Here is a 20029-nt window from a genome sequence, read left to right on the forward strand (position 1 = left end):
TTGTCGGGCTATTAACCAGTCCGATGTCCGGGTGGGCCCAAACGACCACCGGCGTCATTCGTGGAGTGGTGACCGACGAGTCTGGCGCCGTGCTGCCGGGGGTCACCCTCACGCTAAGAGGGCGAGCCGTGCCGGGCGCGCCGACGACGGTGAGCAACGAGACGGGCGCCTATCGATTCCCGAACCTGCCGCCGGGGTCGTATGACATCACGGCGGAGCTCTCCGGTTTTACCACCAGCGCGCAGACCGGCATTCAGGTGTCGCTTGGCGGCACGGCCGAAGTCAGCGTGGCGCTCAAAGTCAGCACGCTGACCGAAACTGTGACCGTGGTCGCCCAGTCCCCGATCGTCGACTCGACCAGCTCGCAGGTCGCCACCAACTACTCTCGTGAGTGGGTCGAAAACGCACCGGTCCGCCGGTTCACCTTCTTCGACCTGATCAACGCCGCGCCTGGCGTGAGCCCGTCGACCTCCACCAGTTCACGGTCACAGTCGTTCGGATCGGCGACCAACGAGAACGTCTACCTGATCGACGGCACCGACTTCACCGCGCCGCTGACCGGCGCGGCTTGGCCGTGGCCCAACACCGACGCCATCGAAGAAGTGCAGGTGCTCTCGCTCGGCGCGCCCGCCGACTACGGCAACCTGGGCGGCGCGGTGTTCAACGTGGTGACGCGCCAGGGCAGCAATGACTTCCATGGCGACGCCAACTTCTACTTCCAGAATCAGAGCCTGACGGGCCGCAACACGACCGACAAGCAAGACAACAAGCTGCCCTACAACCGCGATGAGTTCAAGGACACCACCGTGCAGTTGGGCGGCCCGGTCATGAAGGACAAGTTCTGGTTCTTCGGGTCGTTCCAATACCAGAAGGACGCCGACTCGCAGCCCGGCACCGATCCGCAGTTCCCCGCGCGGTCGTCGGCCAAGCGCTACTTCTACAAGGTGAACTACCAGTTCAACCAGAGCCATCGGCTGCAGTTCCAGATGCACGACGACTTCTACCGCATCCCGGGCCGCGCCACCGCCACCACGGCGCCCAGCACTATTTCCATCGAGACCGGGCACAACCCATCGCCTGGCCTGCTGTGGACCTCGGTCGTTAACCCGACCACCGTGCTCGAAGCGCGCTACTCGGGCTTCTACGGTGTCGATCACGGCGACCCGCTCAACGGCGGATCGCGCGTGGCGCGCCGCTACCACGACCTCGACACCGGCCAGATTACCGGTGGCATTTACTCGTGGTACGACGGCAAGAGCGCCAAGACCGCGTTCTCGGCCAAGGTCACGAAATACGCCGATGCGTTCATGGGTGGCAGCCACGATTTCAAGCTGGGGGTGCAGTACAACGGCGGCCTCGGCGAGTACACCTACGGCCCCAACGACTACATTTACACGTACGGCTCGACGCCCGCGTATGGCTACACGCAGTTGCCGTACACCCAGGGCGGCCGCCTGCGGTCGATGGGCATCTTCGCCGACGATACTTACCAGGTCGGACGGGCGACGCTGAACGTGGGCCTCCGCTACGACGACAGCAAGGCCTACATCGCTGCGCAGGACCTCCTCGATGCGAGCGGCAAGCCCACAGGGGCACAGTCCCGGGCGGTCGACGAGGTCTTCCGATGGCGGGTCGTGTCGCCACGCATCGGCTTGAACTTCAAGGTGAACGAGCGCGGCTCGACGTTGCTCAAGGTGCACTACGGGCGCTATTACCGGGGCATCGTGACCGGAGAGTTCGACAACACCACGCCGTCGATCTCGCCCAGATACCTGTTCTCCGGCCTTTACAGTGCGGCCGGAGTCCCGCTCGACCAGGAACTGGTGTCCGACAACTCCAAGCTTTCGGTCGACCCTGACTTGAAGAACCCCTACACCGACCAGTTCATCGCTGCCTGGGAGCAGCAGGTGGGGTCCCACATCGGGTTATCAGTGAGCTACGTGCACAAGCGCAGCGAGCAGCAGACGGCGTTCCCGGACATCGGCGGCACCTACAGCCTGGTCGCATACACGGCGCCAGCGGGCGCCAGCGTGCCCCAGGTCTACCGCTTGACGAGCGGCGCCGATTCGCGACGCTTCCAGCTCAGGAACGACGACCGCATGTTCTCGCGCTACAACGGCGTAGCGTTTGAGATCAAGAAGCGCATGTCGAGCCGCTGGCAGGCCAACTTTGGCCTGACGCTGTCGAAGTCCACCGGCCGCCAGGGCTCGAGTTCGGCCCGCGCCACACCGCTCACGTCGCAGACCAGCACGGCCGGCATCTTCGGCCAGAACCCGAACGACTTCATCAACAGCGACGGCCGCCTCATTGGCGACCGGCCGGTGGTCTTGAAGACGCAGTTCCTGTATCAGATGCCGTGGGGGATCATGTCGTCGGTCAACTTCATGAGCCAGACCGGCAAGCCGGTCTACTCGGAGATTCGCGCGGCCACCAGCGCCACGGGCATTCCCGGGGCAAGCCGCATCATTGCCACGCCGAGCGACGGCGAGCTCCGCACCAAGACATGGCAGACCATCGACGCTCGCGTCGAGAAGTCATTTGACCTCGGCCGCGGCGCGGAGTTGGCCGTGTTCGGGGACTTCCTGAACCTGACCAACAGCGATGCCAACGAGAGCGTGCTCGACCGGCGCCTCGGCAACGCGAACTACAACGTGGCGTCACGGTTCATCCTGCCGCGCCGGCTGATGGTCGGCGGCAAGTTCCGGTTCTAGTCCGGAGCTGAACAGGAGATTAGGAGATCAGGAGAATCCAATCAGAAATTCTCTTGAACTCCTGAACTCCTGAAATTAGACCCAACCTACTGCCCGGGGCGCCGATACTCGGCACCTCGGGCAGTGATCTGTACGGCCAGGTCATGATCGCCCAGGGCCGTGGCCAGCGATGCCGCCTTGGCGTTGACCATCATGGCCTCGGCCCGCCGGCCGTTGGCCGCCAGCGCCGTCGCCAGCGTTTCCAGGGCCCGCGGATCGCGCTCGCCAGTGGCCGCGACGACCGCGCCGGCCAGTCGCAGCGCCAGCATCGCGTCTCGAGGCTCGATGACACGACCAGTCGCCAACAGTCGCGCCAGGTTGTGCGCAAGGCCGACGTCGTTCTGGTGCTTCGCCAACGCCGTTTCAAACACCGACCGCGCCTCGCGCGTCTGCCCCGACTGGAGTAGCAGCACGCCGAGCGCGCTCGGGACCGCCGGGTCGTCAACAACGCCCAGGCGTATTGCCTCTCGCAGGACCGGCAACGCCTCGCTGACGCGGCCAAGGCTGGCGAGCGCCATGCCCAGGCTGGCCTGCGAATGGGTTCGCTGAGGGTCGAGGGCGACGGCCTGCCGGTAGCGCTCGGCCGCCCCGGTCAAGTCGCCCCTGGCCGCCAGGTCGTTGCCCTGGCGTTCGAGACGCGCGGCATCAAGGCGATCCAGATTGGCCCTGGCGTCGGCGTGGTCGGGCCTGAGCGCGAGCACCTGTCGATACCGTACCGCCGCTTCTTCGTTGCGCCCTTCGGCGGCCAGCGCGGTCCCGAGGTTGTATAAGCCGACATCGTGAGTGGGATCGAGGGTCACGACGCGCGTCCAGAGCGACACCGAGTCGGACCACCATGCCAGGGCCTGCCGCGACGCCAGGGATGAAGCCACGGCCAACACCACGAAGGCGGTGGTCACCAGCCGGGCACGGCCCTGCCGTCGTGCGGCCCACCGCGCGGCGGCCCCCGCGACCACGATCGCCACGACGACGCCGGGCAGGTAGGTGTAGCGATCGGCAGTGACCTGGAGCCCGCTTGGCACCAGTCCCGCGGCCGGGGCCAGCAACGCCAGATACGCCACCCACGCCGCTGAGAGACCGGGCCACCGATGGCGCCAGGTCCAGGCGGCGAAGGATGCAGCCGCCAGAGACAGCAACGCCGCGACCAGCACACCGGAGTGCGCGACCGGCTCGATCGGCAGCACGGCGAGCGGCGTCAGCGCAATTGGCGCCGCGGTGTGCCACAGGTACACGAACGGGGCCGATGCCGCCGATTGCAGACGGTACAGCCACGGCGTGTCGTTCAACCCAGGGACGCGCGCCACGCTCTCGATCACGGCCGCCGCAATGGCCAGGACCGCGAACGGCGACACCCTGGCCAGGCTCGCGCGCCGGCCTCGCTTGAGGAGGCCGGCATCGACGGCCAGGAGCACGATCGGAAAGCCAAGGGCGACGGGTCGCGCCCCGAGTGACGCGGCATAGAGCATCAGTGACGCAACCCACCACGGCCAGGACGCATGGGGACCTTCCGTGACGGAAATGTGGTGTCCGGCTTTAGCCGGACCTTCCATGTATGCGAGCAGAGACGCCAGCATCAGGGCGAGCGCGAGCGTGTAGGGCAGCGCGCTGATCCACGCCACCGCCTCGACTCTCAGTGGGTGCAGACCATAGAGCAGGGCCGCGGCCAGGGCGGCCCTGTCGTGCCATGGTCCGGGCAGGTCCGGCGCCGATCGCGACAACACACGACGGCTCACGCCCCAGACCAGCGCGACGCAGACGAGATGCGCCAACACATTCGCGGCGTGAAACACCGTCGCGTCGAGGCCGGCGCGCGTCTTGAGGGCCGCCCACACCAGCCAACTGAGTGGCTGGTAATGCTCCATGTAGGTGGTCGTGAAGGCCCAGGTCGCGGCGCCTGGAAAGCCGAGCGATGGGTTTTGGACGATGACGGCCTGGTCGTCCCAGTTCAGGAAGGCAAAACCGGTGGCAGGCAGGAACGTCCAGACCACCGCCGCGGCCATCACGACAATCGAGACGACCCGGGCGGCCATTCAGCGCAGCTCTGCGAGCCTTTGCCGTGCGGCGGCAAACCGTGGGTCGAGTTCGAGCGTGCGCCTGAACTGCGCGGCCGCTTCGTCGCGCTGGTTCTGCCGGGCGAGGGCCAGGCCCAGATTGTAGGTGTACTGCGGGTTGGCGCGATCGCGCGTGGCCGCCTCACGAAAGGCCGCTTCGCCTCCGGACAAGTCGCCGCCGCCGGCGAGGATCATGCCGAGCGAATTCCAATACGACGCCGTTTCCGGATCGAGCGCGATGGCTTCGCGCAGCAAGCGGGCGGCGTCGACCGGTCGTCCCCCGTCGCGATACAGCTCGCCGAGCTTGACCCGCACGAGCGCATCGCGAGGCGCCATCTGCGCCACGCGCTCGTAGGCGCGCGCGGCGAGGCTCCGGTCACCCAGCTGCCGTCCCAGGTCGCCTTCGCGTTCGATCAGCCGGGGATCGTCCGGTGCGGCTTTCTGTCCGCGGCGGACCGCGGCCAGGGCCAGGGTGGCATTGCCGTCGGCGAGGTGCGCGTCGGCGAGTCCGAGGTAGGCGGCCGAGTAGGAGGGCAGTTTCTCGATGGCGCCCTCGTAGTGAGCGGCCGCCTCGCGCCACCGCTTCAACCCGGTCAAGGCGCGGGCGGCGTAGTAGTGGGCCTCGAAGCTGTCGATGCCGCGGCCGAAGAGTCCCCGGAAACGCTCGAGGCTGACGGCGTAGCGGCCTTCCCGCAGGTTGACCAGGCCCTCGCGCATCAGCGTATTGAGGGTCTGATACTCGTCGATCTTGTCCTTCGGGTCGGCGCCAGAAGCCTTGCTGGTCGAGGGGCCGCCACTACTCACGTAGCCGAGCGCGCCCAGCTTCTCGAGCAGGTCGGGTGGCACCGAGGCGACGCTGCCAGGATCGCGCACAGCCGCCTGCTCTTGGCGAAGCTGTTGCTCGATTCCCGCCCGGTAGGCGCGCGCTCGCGCCGGTTCCCGATCGACCAGGTTGTGCAGCTCACCCGGATCGCGATCGAGATCGTACAGCTCAGGCCGCGGCGCCAGGATGTACTTCCACCGGCCGTCGCGAAGCGCGCGCAGATCGCTCCACCCGTAGTGAATGAGCGGCGTGAGCGACTCGGCAAACGTCGGCTCATCGTCCAGGGGGGCGCCGCCAAGTGCCCCGGCCAGCGATCGGCCGGAGACGGCGGGCGTCGCCTCGGCCAGCCCCAGCAGTTCGAGCACGGTCGGCATCACGTCAACGGCTCGCGCCACGACGCCGAGCCTCGTGCCAGGAGTGATGCCGGGGCCGCGCGCGATGAACGGAACGCGGAGCGTTGTTTCGTAGACGAAGAACCCGTGCACCGCCTCGTCGTGCTCGCCCAGCCCTTCGCCGTGGTCGGCGGTGACCAGCAGCAGGGTGTCGTCACGCAGGCCCGCCGCGCCGAGCGCGGTGTCGAGTCGGCCCACCAACTCATCCGACCAGGCGACTTCGCCGTCGTACGGCCGATCGGCGTACTGCGACGCATACGGCTCAGGCGGCTCGTAGGGATCGTGCGGATCGTACAGGTGGACCCACCCGAAGCGCCGTTCGGGTCCCGGTTCGCCGAGCCAGGCCACGGCCTCGGCCACCGTCGCATCGCCGCGCTTCTGGATCGTGTTGAGGAACCGGGCGTCGTCTTCGCCGACCTCGAACTGGTCGGAGTAGTGCGCAAAGCCGCGGCCGAGACCCGACTGCTTCGACAGCACGATCGACGAGACAAAGGCGCCGGTGCGGAACCCGCGCTGCTGCAGGATCTCGGCGAGCACGGGCACGCCCTTGCCAAGCGGCGGGGACACGTTGTCGCGAATCCCGTGTTCGGCCGGGTACAGGCCGGTGAAGAGCGAGATGTGCGATGGACGCGTGATGGGCGAATGCGCCGACGCGTGAAGGGCCATCGCCCCTTCGCGAGCCAGACGGTCGAGATTCGGCGTGGCCACCGTCGGATTGCCGTAGACGCCGAGGCGATCGGCGCGGAGCGTATCAATGGTGACCACCAGCACGTGCCGGGCCGTGCGCGCGGCCGGCACTGCCGGTGGCGTGGGCGCACACCCGGCGCTGGCGGCGATCAGCGCCACGGCCACGACGAGTCGACTGCTCGGTGTCAAACTCACCGGCGCCCCGAGCTCCCGCCCCTGGCTTCGGCCCGCTTGCCGGCCGCCGCCTGGCGCGCCGCATCCGCGTCACGACCCTGGCGCGAGTAGATATCGGCAAGTACGTAGTGACCCAGGGGGACCATGGCGGGATCGGGCTTCGTCGCGAGTCCCCGGGTGGCCGCCTCCTCAGCGTCCTTCAGATTGCCGGCGTCCAGAAGCGCCTTGGCGAGGTACAGGAAGCCGGTGCCGAACTCAGGGTTCTTGTCGACTGCCGCGCGAAAATGCGTGAGGGCATCGGCGGGCCGCCCGCTGCGGGCGAGCAGCTTCGCCAGGTTGAAGTGGGGCTGGTACAGCTTGGGGCTGACCTTGATCTCGGCCTCGTAGGCGGACGCGGCGGCCTGCCACTCACCGCGTGCTTCGTGCACCAGGCCCAGGTCGTAGTGGGCCATGGATTGACCGGCGTTGATCTTGATTGCTTCGGCCAGCGCGGCCTGGGCGGCGTCGAGCTGTTTCAGCTCGATGCGCGCTTCGGCAATCTTGACCAGGAAGACCGCGCGATCGCCGAGGTCGAGGCCTTTCTCCAGCAGCGCGGCCGCGCCCGCGAAGTCTCGCTCGCCCATCGACAAGGTCGCCAGTTGGTAGAGCGCTTTCGCGCCACGCGGGTTGAGGTCGAACACGCGCTCGAAACCGGCGCGGGCTTCGTCCAGTTTGCCGGCCTGCCGGTAGGCCAGCGCCAGGCTCCACGCGGCGCCCTCGTGCTCCGGGTCGACGGCCAGCGCTTGCTGGTATGCCTTGATCGCGTCGGGAAGCCGGCCGGCCTTGGTGTGAAGGTTGCCGAGGATCGTGTGCGCTTCAATGACCTCGGGGTCGGCCTCGAGCACGCTGCGAACCTTGGCCATGGCGTCGTCCAGCCTGCCCTCGACCGAGTCGCTTCCGGCCAGCTTCAACAGGTTGTAAAGCCGGATCATGTCTTTGGGATCGCCTCGCGGCCGCTCGGCCAGCGCCGCCCGGCTGACGCTGGTCGCCACGTAGCCAAGCGCGCGCAGGCGCTCTTCCACCGCGGGATCGATCGCGCGAGGCGTCTGCGTGGGCGCGGCGGTGGCCGTTCGCGCGGCCATGTCGCGCAGGGCGCGCTCGAGCGCGTCGGCCATCCGGGGATTGGCAGCCGACAGATCGTTGGTCTCGCCCGGATCGGCCTGCGTATCGTAGAGTTCCCGGCGGGGCGCGGCGATGAACTTGTACTGGCCGTTGCGCACTGCGGTCAGCTCGCTCCAGCCGTAGTGCAAGCGCGGGTACCAGGTTTCGCTGAAGCCCAGCAGCTCCAGCGCTTCGCCCCGCGCCAGTGGCAGCAGGCTGACCCCCTGCACATCTGACGGCACCTCGGCGCCGACCAGATCCAGGATGGTCGGCATCACGTCGACGATGCGAACCTGGTCGGGCACGGCGCGAACTGGCACACCCGGCCCGGCCACCATCAACGGAATGCGCACGGCCGCGTCGTACACGAAGAAGCCGTGCTGCTGCTCGCCGTGTTCGCCGAGCGATTCGCCGTGGTCGGCGACGACGACGACGATGGTGTCATCGAGTCGCCCGCTCGCCTTGAGCGCATCGAGGAGCCGGCCGATCTGCGCATCGGTGAATGCGATCTCGGCGTCGTAGGCGCCCTGCATGGTGGCGGGAAAGCGCGATCGATACGGCTCGGGGGGCGTGTACGGGCTGTGGGGATCGTACAAGTGCACCCACGCCAGAAACGGACGGTCACTGTCTTCGGCGAGCCACGCCAGCGCGTGATCGACCACCTCGCTGCCTGGCCGCTGGGCGGCGTCGAGGCCGGCGGCCATCTCGTAATTCGACAGGTCGAACGCGTCAAAGTAGTGGTCGAACCCCTGCGCGATGCCCCACCGGCGGTCGAGCACGAAGGCGCCGACAAATCCCCCGGTGCGATAGCCGCCAGCTTGCAGCACCTCGGCGAGCGTAGTGATGGAGTCGTTCACATAGAAGCTGCCGTTGTCGCGCACGCCGTGAAACGTCGGGAAGGTGCCGGAGAGCAGCGAGGCGTGGGCCGGCAGCGTCAACGGCGCCACCGTGGCCGCCTGCTCGAACCGCAGGCCACGCGCGGCCAGGGCGTCGAGCACCGGAGTGGACGCGGCCTGGTAGCCGTAGCTGCCCAGCCGGTCGGCTCGCAGCGTATCGACGCTGATGAGCAGCACGGACGCCGGACCGCGGCTCGACGCGCCGCCGAACCAGCCCTGTTGCCAGCCGAACCAGCCGGCAGCGAGACCGGCCAGGATGGCCAGCACTGCAAGGACCCTGCGCATGCCGCTATGGTATCAGCGGCGCTGCCGCGGCTGCCCGCCTCTCACTTCACGGCCAGCGCATGAGCGCTGGCGGGTCACATCGCCGCGCGAAGCATCGTCAGCCCAATCACGAGCAACACGGCGCCGAGAACCGCCCGCAAGACGGCGTGCGGCACCCGCGATGAGACCGCCGCGCCGACGAGCGCGGCCGGGATCGACCCCGCCAGCAGGTTGCCCAGCAGGGCCAGATCGATCCCGCCGAGCGCGAGGTGCCCGACGCCGGCACAAAGCGCCAGCGGAATGGCGTGGGCAATATCGCTGGCCACCAGGCGTGGCGGCGCCAGCCGTGGGTACAGGTGCACCAGCATGACCACACCCAGCGCGCCGGCGCCAATCGATGTGAGGGTCACCATGACGCCGAGGAGGGCGCCTGCCGCGACGGTCGCCGCCGCCGGCCATTCGATGGCGGCCGATGATGGCGCCGATGCGGAGAGCCGGGCGCCGGGCGCCCGCAACGGCTGGCCCACCAGCAGGCTGACGGCGGTCACTGACACCGCGATCGCAATCGCCGCCTTTACCAGCGCTACCGCGCCATCGTTGGCCTGCCAGTTGGCCAGCCACAGCAGCGTGAGCAGCGATGCCGGGAGGCTGCCCAGCCAGAGGTGCGTCACCACCGGCCAGTCGATCAATCGCTGTCGCACGTGAAGTCCGGACACGGCGAGCTTGGTGATCGCGGCAAACCAAAGATCGGTGCCGACCGCAACCAGGGGCGCCGTACCGAAACCCAGCAAGAGAATCGGCGTCATCAGCGCACCGCCGCCGACGCCGGTCATCCCGACCACCAAGCCGGTCAGGGCACCGGCCGCGACCTGCCACGCGTCGATGGTCACGGCAGGCGCGCGAACACCTGTTCGGCGCACTCCTCGGGCGAGCGCCCGGTGGTGACCAGGTGGATCTCCGGCGATTCCGGCGGTTGGTACGGGCTGTCGATGCCGGTGAAGTTTGGCAGCGCTCCGCTGCGCGCCTTCGCATACAGCCCCTTCGGATCGCGCCGTTCGCATTCCTCGATCGGGGTGTCGACGAACACCTCCACGAACGCTCCGTCTGCGAACCGGTCTCGCGCCGCTCGCCGCTCGGCGCGGAAGGGAGAGATGAACGCGACCAGCACCATCAGCCCGGCATCCACCATCAGGCGGGCGACCTCGGCGACGCGCCGGATGTTCTCGGCCCGATCCGCCTCGGTGAATCCCAGGTCGCGATTGAGTCCGTGCCGGATGTTGTCGCCGTCGAGCAGATAGGTGTGGCGGCCCGCCGCATGCAGGCGTTGCTCGAGGCGGTTGGCGATCGACGACTTTCCGGAGCCCGAGAGGCCCGTGAACCACACGCAGCACGGTTGCTGCTGCTTCAAGGCCGCCCGCGCCGGCCCCGTGACCTCGAGCGCCTGCCAGTGCAGGTTCGCGGCGCGGCGCAGCGCGAACTCGATCATGCCGGCGCCCACGGTTTCGAAGGTGAGCAAGTCGATCAGGATGAAGGCGCCCAGCGTGCGATTGACGGAATAGGGTTCAAACACGAGGGGCTGCGCGGTCGACAGGTTGACCACGCCGATCTCGTTCAGCGCCAGCGTCTTCGCCGCCAGGTGGGCATCACTGCCGATGTCGAGGCGATGCTTGATGGCGGTCACGGTCGCGCGCATTTCCTTTGAGTACGCCTTGAGCAGGTACGAACGGCCTGGAATGAGGTCGTGAGATCCCATCCACAACAGCCGGGCCTCGAACTGATCGGCCACGGCGGGCGCGGCCGTGGCGGCCGCGATCACGTCGCCCCGGCTGACGTCCACCTCGTCGCCTAGCGTCAGGGTGACGGAGTCGCCGGCTTCGGCCCGGGCCCGCTCGCCACCCCACATCACGATGCCCTTGACGCGGGTTTCCACGCCGGAGGGCAGCACGCGCACGCGGTCGCCCGGATGCACGGCGCCTGCGCAGACCCGTCCGGCCGCGCCACGAAAATCGGGGCCGGGACGATTGATCCACTGCACCGGCATCCGGAACGGCCCGGACGAAGGCGGACCGGTCACCTCGATGGTCTCGAGGTAGGAGATCACGGTGGGCCCGTGGTACCAAGGCATGCGCGCGCTCGGCGCGACGAGGTGATCGCCCTCGAGCGCGGAGATTGGGATTGGCCTGACGCTGGTGATGCCGCACGCGGCCGCGAACGGCGCGTAGGCGTCGACGATGGCTTCGAAGACCTCCCGCGAATAGTCCACCAGGTCCATCTTGTTGACCGCGAGCAGGACGTGCCGGATGCCCATGAGCGCGACGATGCGGGTGTGGCGCCGGGTCTGGGTGAGCAGGCCTTTGCGCGCATCGACCAGGATCACCGCCAGGTCGGCGGTGGATGCGCCGGTGGCCATGTTCCGCGTGTACTGCTCGTGGCCGGGCGTGTCGGCGACGATGAACCGCCGGGCGGGGGTGGAGAAGAAGCGGTAGGCGACGTCGATGGTGATGCCTTGCTCTCGCTCGGCCTGCAGTCCATCCACCAGCAGCGCGAAGTCGACGCGGCTGCCCTGCGTACCGAACTTGCGCGAATCGGCCTCGAGCGCCCGCGTCTGGTCGTCGAAGACCGCGCGCGATTCGTGCAGCAGCCGGCCGATCAGGGTCGACTTGCCGTCATCCACGCTGCCGCACGTGATCAGCCGAAGCAGGGGGAGGCTCAGAAGTATCCCTCCCGTTTCTTCTTCTCCATGGATGACGGTTGGTCGCTGTCGATCAGCCGGCCCTGTCGCTCGGAAAACGCCGCCGCCACCGTCTCGGCGATGATCGCCGCGATCGTGGTGGCGCGGCTCTCGATGGCGCCGCTCAACGGGTAGCACCCCAGCGTTCGGAACCGCACCCATCGGCGTTCGGGCTGCTCGCCGGGTGCGAGCGGAAACCGCTCGTCGTCCACCATCACGAGAGTCCCGCCGCGATGCACGACCGGCCGTTCGGCGGCGAAGTAGAGGGGGACCACCGGAATGGCCTCGCGCTCGAGGTAGCGCCAGACGTCGATCTCGGTCCAGTTCGACAGCGGGAACACCCGCATCGACTCACCGGGGCGGATGCGCATGTTGTAGATGGCCCAGAGTTCCGGGCGCTGCGCCTTCGGATCCCACCGGTGGCCCGCCGCCCGGAACGAGCAAATGCGCTCCTTGGCCCGCGAGGCCTCCTCGTCGCGGCGGGCGCCGCCAAAGATGACGTCGAAGCGGTGGGCATCGAGCGCCTGCCTGAGGGCCTCGGTCTTCATCACGTCGGTGTAGGGGCCCGAGCCGTGCGTAAAGGGATTCACCCCGGCGGCCAGGCCGGCCTCATTGCGGTGCACGAGGAGGCGCATGCCGGCTTCGCGCATCACGCGTTCGCGGTGCGCGTACATGTCCCGGAATTTCCACGTGGTGTCGACATGCAGCAAGGGAAACGGCGGTGGCGAGGGATGGAACGCCTTGCGGGCCAGGTGCAGCAGCACCGACGAATCCTTGCCGATGGAATACAGCAGGACCGGTCGCTCGGCGCCGGCCACGGCTTCACGCAGGATCTCGATGCTCTCCGATTCCAGGACGTCGAGCGTCATCGACCCCTCATCATGGCACGACTGCGGTGCGGGTCACAGTTCATGGGCCACTCGATAGTCATGGATCTTCCGCGCCCAGACCCAGAGGAGGATGGTGCCGGTGACGATCAGCCCCAGCGACAGGCCCACCCAGAGGCCCCACACCCCCCAGCCGATCACGAAGCAGAGCGTATAGCTCACGGGCAACCCCAGCAACCAGTGCGCCGCCAGGTTGACGAGCATGGGTGTGCGCGTGTCGCCGATTCCCCGCAGCGTGCCGGTGATCACGCCCTGGAGACCGTCGAAGAGCTGAAACACGGCGGCGAGATAAAGCAGTGACGTGCCCGCGCTGAGCACTGCCGGGTCGGTGCTGAAGAGCCCGATCAACGTGCGCGGGATGGCGACAAACAACGCGCCCGAACTCAGCATGAACACGACGCCCAGCATGATGGCGGTCCATCCAGCGGCTGCCGCGCGCACGGGATCGCCCGCGCCGACCGCATGGCCAACGCGGACGGCGCCGGCCGAGCCCACGCCGAGCGGGATCATGAACGCGATGCCGGCCAGGTTGAGCGCGATCTGGTGCGACGCCGCCGAGATGGGATCGAGCGTGCCGGCGAGGGCGGTGGCCAGGGCGAACACCCCGACCTCCGCGAGCACCTGCGAGGCGGCCGGCAGACCGAGCTTGAGCAACCGCTTGAGCCGCGCGGGATCAACAAGGCGAGGCACCTTCCACAGGCTCTCGTGCCCATGCCGCGAGTCGGCCCACCAGATCGCGACCAGCAACGCCGCAAACATGTAGATGCGCGACAGCAGCGTCGCCCAGGCCGCGCCGGCCACCTCGAGACGCGGGAACCCGAGGTTGCCGTAGATCAGCAGCCAGTCCATGACGGCATTGAAGACGTTCGCCGAGATCAGCGCGAACATCACCGGCTTCACCAGGTGCATGCCCTGCAGGTAGCGCCGGCAAGCGGCGTAGCCCAGCAGGAACGGGGTGCTCCAGATCAGCACGATGAAGTACGACTGGAGCGGCGGCGCCACGGCGGGGTGAAAGCCGAGCGACGGAATCGAATACGCCAGCACGCCGCAGGCCAGCATGATCGGGATGGTCATCAGGGCGGCGAGGGTCAGGCCATCGAACAGCCAGCGGTGGCAGTCGCGGATGTCACGGGCGCCGAACGCCTGCGACACCAGCGTGTCGAGGCCGAGCAGCACGCCCATGCCGAACACCGCGAACGCAATGTGCATGGCCGCGCCGACGCCGACGGCGCTGATCGCCTCGGGACCGAGCGGCCCGACCATCAAGGTGTCGACCACGCCCATGGCCATCCAGCCAAGCTCGGCCATCACCACCGGGGCGGCGAGGCGGAGCATGGGAGCCAGTTCTGAGCGAAGGGACGCGCGCACGGGAATCTGCAAGCTTACGGTAGGATCGGCTCCGGAGCCAGTCATGCAGATGCGCGTTGCCGTCACCCTCGCCACCTTGTTCATTGCCGCCGCTTCGCTGTCGGCCGACACCTGGCCGCATTGGCGCGGACCGGCGGCCAGCGGGATTGCGACCGGTCCTATTCCGGCGACGTGGAGCGCCACGCAGAACGTGGCCTGGTCAACGCCGCTCGAGGGCACGGGCGTGTCATCACCGGTGGTGTCGGCCAACCGCGTGTTCGTTACGTCGCAGGCCGGCGACGGCCGCCGCCAGGACGGCCGCCACCCGACCCTGGCGCAAGGCGTCGATCCTGCCGCTGCGGGCGAGGGCACTCTTGCGCGACGGACCAAACGTGACGCGGTGGCCTTTATCGTCGAGGCGTTCGACCGCGCCAGCGGCAAGCGGCTGTGGATCCACGAGACGCCGGCCGAGGGCGAGCTGCCGCCCGTGCACGACAAGCACAACCTGTCGAGCGCCAGCCCGGTGACCGACGGCGAGCGCGTCTACGCGTGGTTTGGCACCGGCCAGCTGGTCGCCCTCGACGTCTCGGGCAAGCAGCTGTGGCAGCGCAACCTCGCGCGCGACTACGCGCCCTTCGAGATCAACTGGGGGCACGCCAGCTCGCCGGTCCTGTTCAACGACTCGCTGATCCTGCTCTGTTACCACGAGCAGCTGTCGTATCTGCTGGCCCTCGACAAGCGCACCGGCGCGGTGAAGTGGAAAGTCGACCAGCCCGCCGGCAACGCCTCGTGGAGCTCACCGGTGGTGATCACCGGTCCCTCGGGACCTGAACTGATCGTCAACTCCAGCACCGGCGTGGAATCGTTCAACCCGGCGACCGGCGCGTCACTGTGGCACTACCCCGAGGTCAACCGCTTTCCGATCCCGGTGGCGATGGAAGACAAGGGCATGCTGTACCTCAGCCGCGGCTATCGCAGCAGCCCGTACATGGCGATTCGGTTGGGTGGCAAGGGCGACATCACCGCCAGCCATGTCGCCTGGCGCGTGCCGACGGGCGGACCGTACGTGTCGTCGCTCATTCACTACCAGGGCGTGGTCTACATGAGCGGCGAGAACGGGATCCTGTCCGCTGTGGATGCCGCAACCGGCCAGCGCCTGTGGCAGGAAAGGGTCGGCGGCGTCTTCACCGCGTCGCCGATCGCCGGCGACGGCAAGGTCTACTTCGTCAGCGAGACGGGCGAGACGATCGTGCTCAAGGCCGGCCGGACCTTCGAGGTGCTGTCGCGCAACAAGCTCGACGGCCACTTCGTCGCGTCACCGGCCGCCGCGGCAGGCAGGCTCTATCTGCGCGCGGACGACCGTATCTACGCTGTCGGACAGTAATTGGCCACAGAGGACACAGAGGACACCGAGAAAGTCTTTCTAAATGCAGGCACACGGTTGCTATCGCGTATCTTGCATTTCGAAGAAGTGTTTCTCTGTGTCCTCTGTGGCAGATTTCCTTTTAGGGTGTCGGCAGGGGCGGCATCTTGTCTTTCGGCAGGCGGGGCAGCATCTCGTCGCGCATCGCCAGGTGGTACACCGCCGCCGCAATCACCATCGCCGACTGCCTCGCATCGTCTTCAATAACGCGCTCGTAGGTGTCGAGGTTGGTGTGCCACGTGTGCGAGTTGTACTCGATTGGATCCTGCTGGATGCCGATGCCGGGCAGGCCCGCTTCATTGAACGACGTCGAGTCCGTGCCGCCGCGGCGGCGGCTCTGCGTGGCGTTGACGCCGAAGAAGCCGTTGTCTTCGAAAGACTTGGTCGCCTGGCGCAGAATCGCGGCCGCTTCGGCCGGACCGAACACCGACATGCCGCGGGCGCGCCCGGTGCCTGAATCGATGTTGAAGTAGCCGGCGAAGTTGGCGTGCCCCGGCTTCGGATTCTCGACCATGCCGAAGTGTTCCTTCACGTAAGCCTGCGAGCCGAGCAAGCCCTGCTCCTCGCCGCCCCACAGGGCAACCCGAATGGTGCGGCGCGGCTTCACGCCGATGGCGTTCAGGATGCGGATGGCCTCGAGCATGGTCGCGCAGCCAATCGCGTTGTCGGTGGCGCCGGTCGCCGAGTGCCACGAGTCGATGTGGCCGCCCAGCATCACTATTTCGTGCGCCTTGTCGGTGCCAGGAATTTCGGCGACGACGTTGTACTGCGTGGCGCCTTCGGGGTAGCTGCGATTGACAATGTTCATCTCGAGTTCGACGGTGGCGCCGCCGGCCATCAACCGCGAGAGGCGGCCGTAGTCTTCGTTGCGCATCACCACCGTGGGCACGGCCTTGGCGATGTCGAAGGTGCGGTTGTTGAAGGCGCGGATCTGGCCGTGCTCACGGCCGGCGTCGTTGACGCGGCCGGCGGCACCGGCCGCGACCAGGAACTGATCCAGTTGCTCGGCGACCTGGGCGGCCGGCACGATGTTGGGATTGGCCGGACCGCCCGGGCCACCGCCGCCGGGGAAGCCGCCGCCGGTGGGGTTGACCGGATCGTACTGCGCGCGCACGTCGTTATCTTCGCGGCGCTTCGGCGGCGTGAGGATGGCGACGCGCACGTCCGCGGCCGCGCCCACCATCACGAACTTGCCCTTCACCTTCGCGCGGTGGTCGTCAAAGAACCTCGTCAGCACGTCCTTGGTTGGCTGGTTCGGGACGATCAACTGCACGGCCTGCGCGGTGACGGCGCCGGCGGTGCCAGGCGTCCACGCCAGCGCTTCGGCTACCAGCGAGTCTTTCACCGGAGCGGTCACGTGGACCGACAGCTTTTCGTTCGCCCAGCCGGGATGCCCGAAGTTCCACGGCTCGAGCTTGGCGTTCTTCAAGCCCCACTTGGTCGTTTCCGCGACGACCCATTCCTGCGAGGCCTTCAGGTTGGGCGAGCCGGTCAGGCGCGGCCCGTAGACGTCGGTCAGAAAGTGCAGGGTGCGGAGAATCTGGGAGTTGTCCGTGGCTTCGCGGCGAATCTTCCACTGGATGTCTTTGTCGATCTTCTCTTGCGCGGTTGGTGTGACAACCGACAGGGCCGCGATGGCAAACGTCAGGGCAAATGTGAGGTAACGCATGGCCGCCATTTTAGTTCGGCTGACCGCCTTCGCGTTGCGCTTCGGCGGGTCAAGAACCCGGACGCCACATTGACTCCCGACGCCCGACTCCCGACTCTCCGCCTTCGCAGCCAACGGCTGCTTCGGCGCGACCTCGCCGTAGCTCGCCAGGCGAGCGCAGGCGGGCCGGCAAGTTACAATCGTTAGGTTATGCAGATTGCGAAACCCGCCATCCTGAAGCCGGGCCTCACCCTTGATACCTTGCCCACGCCGCGTCCTGCCGACTTGGCCGGCAGCGACGCCAGCCGGAGCATTCGCGGCACGGCGCTGATCCTCTGGGATCCCAGGAAGCCCGGCAAGAAACTCGACGCCATTGATACCGACCAAATCACGCCGGCGGCCGACTGCGTCTCGGAAAGCCTGGAGACGCTCGATGAACGCTGGAAGGCCGGCTCGTTTCGCTACCTGATGCCCGACTTCCGCGCCCGCGTCCACAAGGGCGAGACGTTCGTGATTGCCGGTGACCGGTTCGCGATTGGCAGCTCGCGCGAGATGTCGCCGGCCGGCCTCAAGGCGATCGCTGAAGAGGTCGGCCTCGAGATGGTGATCATCTGCGGCCACAACATGGGCGACATCTTCCGCCGCAACTCGTTCAACCTCGGCCTGCACGTCGTGCAAAGTCCCGAGGCGGTGGCCGATGCGAAAGACGGCGACGCGTTCACGTTCGAAACCGGCTCGCGCCAGATCGTCAACCTCACGCAGGGCAGGACCTACACGCCGGTGCCGCTCAGCGCAAAGGAAGACGAGATTCGGCAGAGCGGCGGCATCTTCGCTGTCGGCCGCCGCGAGTTCCGCTCGTCGGTCGAGCGCACACCCGAGGTGATCTTTCCGGACGCGACGCTCGCGCGCACCATGTCCACCACCGCGCAGATCGTGTGGGCGCACCGGGTGGACAAGGACGCAGAGGTCGCGCCGGGCGCGACGCTGCGGGTGTACGCCGATCTGCTGCCGGCGTCCGACGGCACGGCGCCGTTCTCGATCCACACCTTCAACCAGATCACCGGCGGCAGTTCGATCCTGCCGCGCCAGGCCGCCGTCGCCAACGATCACTTCGTCTTCACCGGCAAGCCAGACGATGACAAGCAGACGGGGATTGGGCGGCAGTTCGCGGCGTTTCACGACATCAAGAAGCCGTACTACGCCACGCCCGGCGACGGCATCTTCCACTTCTATTTTCCCGAGCAGGGTCTGGTCGTGCCGGGGCAGTTCATTCCCGGCGCCGACTCGCACAGCCGCGCCTATGGCGCGTACGGCGCCGTCGGCATGGGCGTCGGCTCGACCACGCTCGGCTTCGGCTGGTCCACCGGCTACATCTACTTCACGATGGCGAAGGAACGGCGCGTGACGTTCCGCGGCAAGCTGAGCCCGTGGGTGACCGGCAAGGACATCGTGCTCGAGTTGCTACGCCGGTGGGGCGCCAGGCAGTCGCAGGGCATGTCGGTGGAACTGGTGGACGCCGACAAGCAGCTGCCGATCGCGTTCCGCAACACCATTGCGAACATGATGGCCGAGGCTGAAGCGCTGAACGGCATTTTCGCTCCGGACGACATCACCTATGCCTGGTACAAGGCCAAGGGCATGACCGAGCTGCCGTATCCGAAGTTCGGCTGCGGGCCCGACGCGAGCTTCGAGATCGATGAGGAACTCGTGCTGAACGAGATCACGCCAATGATTGCCAAGCCGTTCAGCCCGGGCAACGCGTTCCCGGCCGAAGAGGTCGCGCGCGAGCGGATCGAGTTCGACAAGGCGATGATCGGTTCGTGCACCAACGGCAGCTACGACGACCTGCTGTCGGCGGCGCTGGTGCTGGTCGCGGCGCGCGCGAAGGGACTGACGAAGGTCCAGAAAGAACTGGTGGTGTTCCCCGGCTCCGGCGGCGTCAAGCTGCTGATCGAGCGGCCGGATCCGCGGCTGGGCGGCGAGTCGATCGCCGATGTCTTCCGCAACGTCGGCGGCCAGATCCGCGCGTCGTGGTGCGGACCCTGCTTCGGGCAGGGCAGCGATGCCCTCGAGAAGGGCCAGCGCGCGATCACCTCGTTCAATCGCAACTGGCAGAACCGGATGGGACTGGGCGGCGAAGGCTATCTCGCCTCGCCATCGGTGGTGGCAGCGTCGGCGCTGGCGGGCTACATGGCGCCGCCGACCGAACTCGGGTTGCTCTGGGATCCCGAAAAGTACGGCGTGTAAGAAGGTCCCTTCCTCACCGATGGGCGTAACGCCTTTAGGCGGACCGAAAGGACGGTTCGCAGCGGACCGGGAAGTTCACCGAGTTGGCGACGAAGCACAGGTGGTGCGCTTTCTCGTGAAGTTGCGCCGCCAGCGCCGCATCGCTGCCCGCCTGGAGCGTCGCCAGCGGACGCAGGATCACTTCCGTGAAGTGACCGCCCGTCTCCTTCACTTCGACCATCGTCCCCACCGCGTCATCCACGTACTCAGTCACCACGACGCCGGCCTCGGCGCAGAGGTGGAGATACCAGAGCATGTGGCACGACGACAGCGACATGACCAGCAGTTCTTCAGGGTTGTAGCGCGTGGCGTCGCCGCGGAACGCGGGGTCTGACGAACCAGGAATCACCGGTTTGCCCGGGACCGAATACTCGTGGGTCCGCTCGTAGCCCTTGTAGTGCGCGGTCCCCGTGCCGGTGTTGCCCGTCCAGGTCATGCGAATGGGGTAAAGGTGGGCCATCCCCCCGATTATCTGGCGAAACGCCTTCCAAGCCCCAGGCCCCAAGCCCCAACCCATTTGCAATAAGCTA

12 protein-coding genes are annotated in these 20029 nt (G+C 67.5%); 3 read left to right on the forward strand and 9 right to left on the reverse strand.

The window, feature by feature from the left end; genetic code table 11:
- Positions 1 to 23: 23 nt before the first annotated feature.
- Positions 24 to 2711, forward strand: a complete 2688-nt coding sequence (locus Q8T13_02435; GenBank protein ID MDP3716603.1) for a TonB-dependent receptor — start codon at positions 24 to 26, stop codon at positions 2709 to 2711.
- An 86-nt stretch (positions 2712 to 2797) separates the two neighbouring features.
- Here the strand turns inward: Q8T13_02435 and Q8T13_02440 are convergent, their stop codons facing one another.
- The 7 genes from Q8T13_02440 to Q8T13_02470 form a co-directional block, all read right to left on the reverse strand.
- Positions 2798 to 4780, reverse strand: coding sequence for a tetratricopeptide repeat protein (locus tag Q8T13_02440; protein ID MDP3716604.1), 1983 nt, complete (start codon positions 4778 to 4780; stop codon positions 2798 to 2800).
- Positions 4781 to 6868 carry a sulfatase-like hydrolase/transferase gene (locus tag Q8T13_02445; GenBank protein MDP3716605.1) on the reverse strand — a complete coding sequence of 696 codons (2088 nt, stop codon included), beginning with the start codon at positions 6866 to 6868 and terminating at the stop codon, positions 4781 to 4783.
- A 26-nt stretch (positions 6869 to 6894) separates the two neighbouring features.
- On the reverse strand, positions 6895 to 9198 hold the full coding sequence (locus Q8T13_02450) for a sulfatase-like hydrolase/transferase (protein MDP3716606.1): 2304 nt from the start codon (positions 9196 to 9198) through the stop codon (positions 6895 to 6897).
- A gap of 74 nt (positions 9199 to 9272) precedes the next feature.
- Positions 9273 to 10067 carry a sulfite exporter TauE/SafE family protein gene (locus Q8T13_02455; protein ID MDP3716607.1) on the reverse strand — a complete coding sequence of 265 codons (795 nt, stop codon included), beginning with the start codon at positions 10065 to 10067 and terminating at the stop codon, positions 9273 to 9275.
- A complete protein-coding gene (gene cysN / locus Q8T13_02460) occupies positions 10064 to 11923 on the reverse strand; it encodes a sulfate adenylyltransferase subunit CysN (protein ID MDP3716608.1) in 1860 nt (619 codons plus the stop codon). Before cysN ends, Q8T13_02455 begins: the two co-directional genes overlap by 4 nt.
- Positions 11887 to 12777, reverse strand: a complete 891-nt coding sequence (gene cysD / locus Q8T13_02465) for a sulfate adenylyltransferase subunit CysD (protein MDP3716609.1) — start codon at positions 12775 to 12777, stop codon at positions 11887 to 11889. The genes cysN and cysD overlap by 37 nt, the downstream gene beginning before the upstream one ends.
- 33 nt (positions 12778 to 12810) lie before the next feature.
- Positions 12811 to 14130 carry an MATE family efflux transporter gene (locus Q8T13_02470; protein MDP3716610.1) on the reverse strand — a complete coding sequence of 440 codons (1320 nt, stop codon included), beginning with the start codon at positions 14128 to 14130 and terminating at the stop codon, positions 12811 to 12813.
- Positions 14131 to 14206: 76 nt separating this feature from the next.
- Here Q8T13_02470 and Q8T13_02475 point away from each other — a divergent pair, with 76 nt between their 5' ends.
- Positions 14207 to 15526 carry a PQQ-binding-like beta-propeller repeat protein gene (locus Q8T13_02475; GenBank protein MDP3716611.1) on the forward strand — a complete coding sequence of 440 codons (1320 nt, stop codon included), beginning with the start codon at positions 14207 to 14209 and terminating at the stop codon, positions 15524 to 15526.
- Positions 15527 to 15647: 121 nt separating this feature from the next.
- Here Q8T13_02475 and Q8T13_02480 read toward each other — a convergent pair whose 3' ends face one another.
- A complete protein-coding gene (locus Q8T13_02480) occupies positions 15648 to 17234 on the reverse strand; it encodes a M20/M25/M40 family metallo-hydrolase (GenBank protein MDP3716612.1) in 1587 nt (528 codons plus the stop codon).
- A gap of 189 nt (positions 17235 to 17423) precedes the next feature.
- On the opposite strand from Q8T13_02480, the gene Q8T13_02485 reads away from it, so the two are divergent.
- Positions 17424 to 19460 (forward strand): aconitase family protein, encoded by a 2037-nt coding sequence (locus tag Q8T13_02485; GenBank protein MDP3716613.1) that lies wholly within the window; start codon positions 17424 to 17426, stop codon positions 19458 to 19460.
- Positions 19461 to 19494: 34 nt separating this feature from the next.
- Here the strand turns inward: Q8T13_02485 and Q8T13_02490 are convergent, their stop codons facing one another.
- A complete protein-coding gene (locus Q8T13_02490) occupies positions 19495 to 19959 on the reverse strand; it encodes an OsmC family protein (protein MDP3716614.1) in 465 nt (154 codons plus the stop codon).
- Positions 19960 to 20029: the final 70 nt, after the last annotated feature.

The organism is Acidobacteriota bacterium, from assembly GCA_030697165.1.
GTDB lineage: Bacteria > Acidobacteriota > Vicinamibacteria > Vicinamibacterales > UBA2999 > 12-FULL-67-14b.

What these genes read in the sequence shown, in the direction of transcription:
- Q8T13_02435 (MDP3716603.1), top strand. Translation starts at nt 24, where the DNA reads ATGTCCGGGTGGGCCCAAACGACCACCGGCGTCATTCGTGGAGTGGTG.
- Q8T13_02440 (MDP3716604.1), bottom strand. Translation starts at nt 4,780, where the DNA reads ATGGCCGCCCGGGTCGTCTCGATTGTCGTGATGGCCGCGGCGGTGGTC.
- Q8T13_02450 (MDP3716606.1), bottom strand. Translation starts at nt 9,198, where the DNA reads ATGCGCAGGGTCCTTGCAGTGCTGGCCATCCTGGCCGGTCTCGCTGCC.
- cysD (MDP3716609.1), bottom strand. Translation starts at nt 12,777, where the DNA reads ATGACGCTCGACGTCCTGGAATCGGAGAGCATCGAGATCCTGCGTGAA.
- Q8T13_02470 (MDP3716610.1), bottom strand. Translation starts at nt 14,130, where the DNA reads ATGCTCCGCCTCGCCGCCCCGGTGGTGATGGCCGAGCTTGGCTGGATG.
- Q8T13_02475 (MDP3716611.1), top strand. Translation starts at nt 14,207, where the DNA reads ATGCAGATGCGCGTTGCCGTCACCCTCGCCACCTTGTTCATTGCCGCC.
- Q8T13_02480 (MDP3716612.1), bottom strand. Translation starts at nt 17,234, where the DNA reads ATGCGTTACCTCACATTTGCCCTGACGTTTGCCATCGCGGCCCTGTCG.
- Q8T13_02485 (MDP3716613.1), top strand. Translation starts at nt 17,424, where the DNA reads ATGCAGATTGCGAAACCCGCCATCCTGAAGCCGGGCCTCACCCTTGAT.
- Q8T13_02490 (MDP3716614.1), bottom strand. Translation starts at nt 19,959, where the DNA reads ATGGCCCACCTTTACCCCATTCGCATGACCTGGACGGGCAACACCGGC.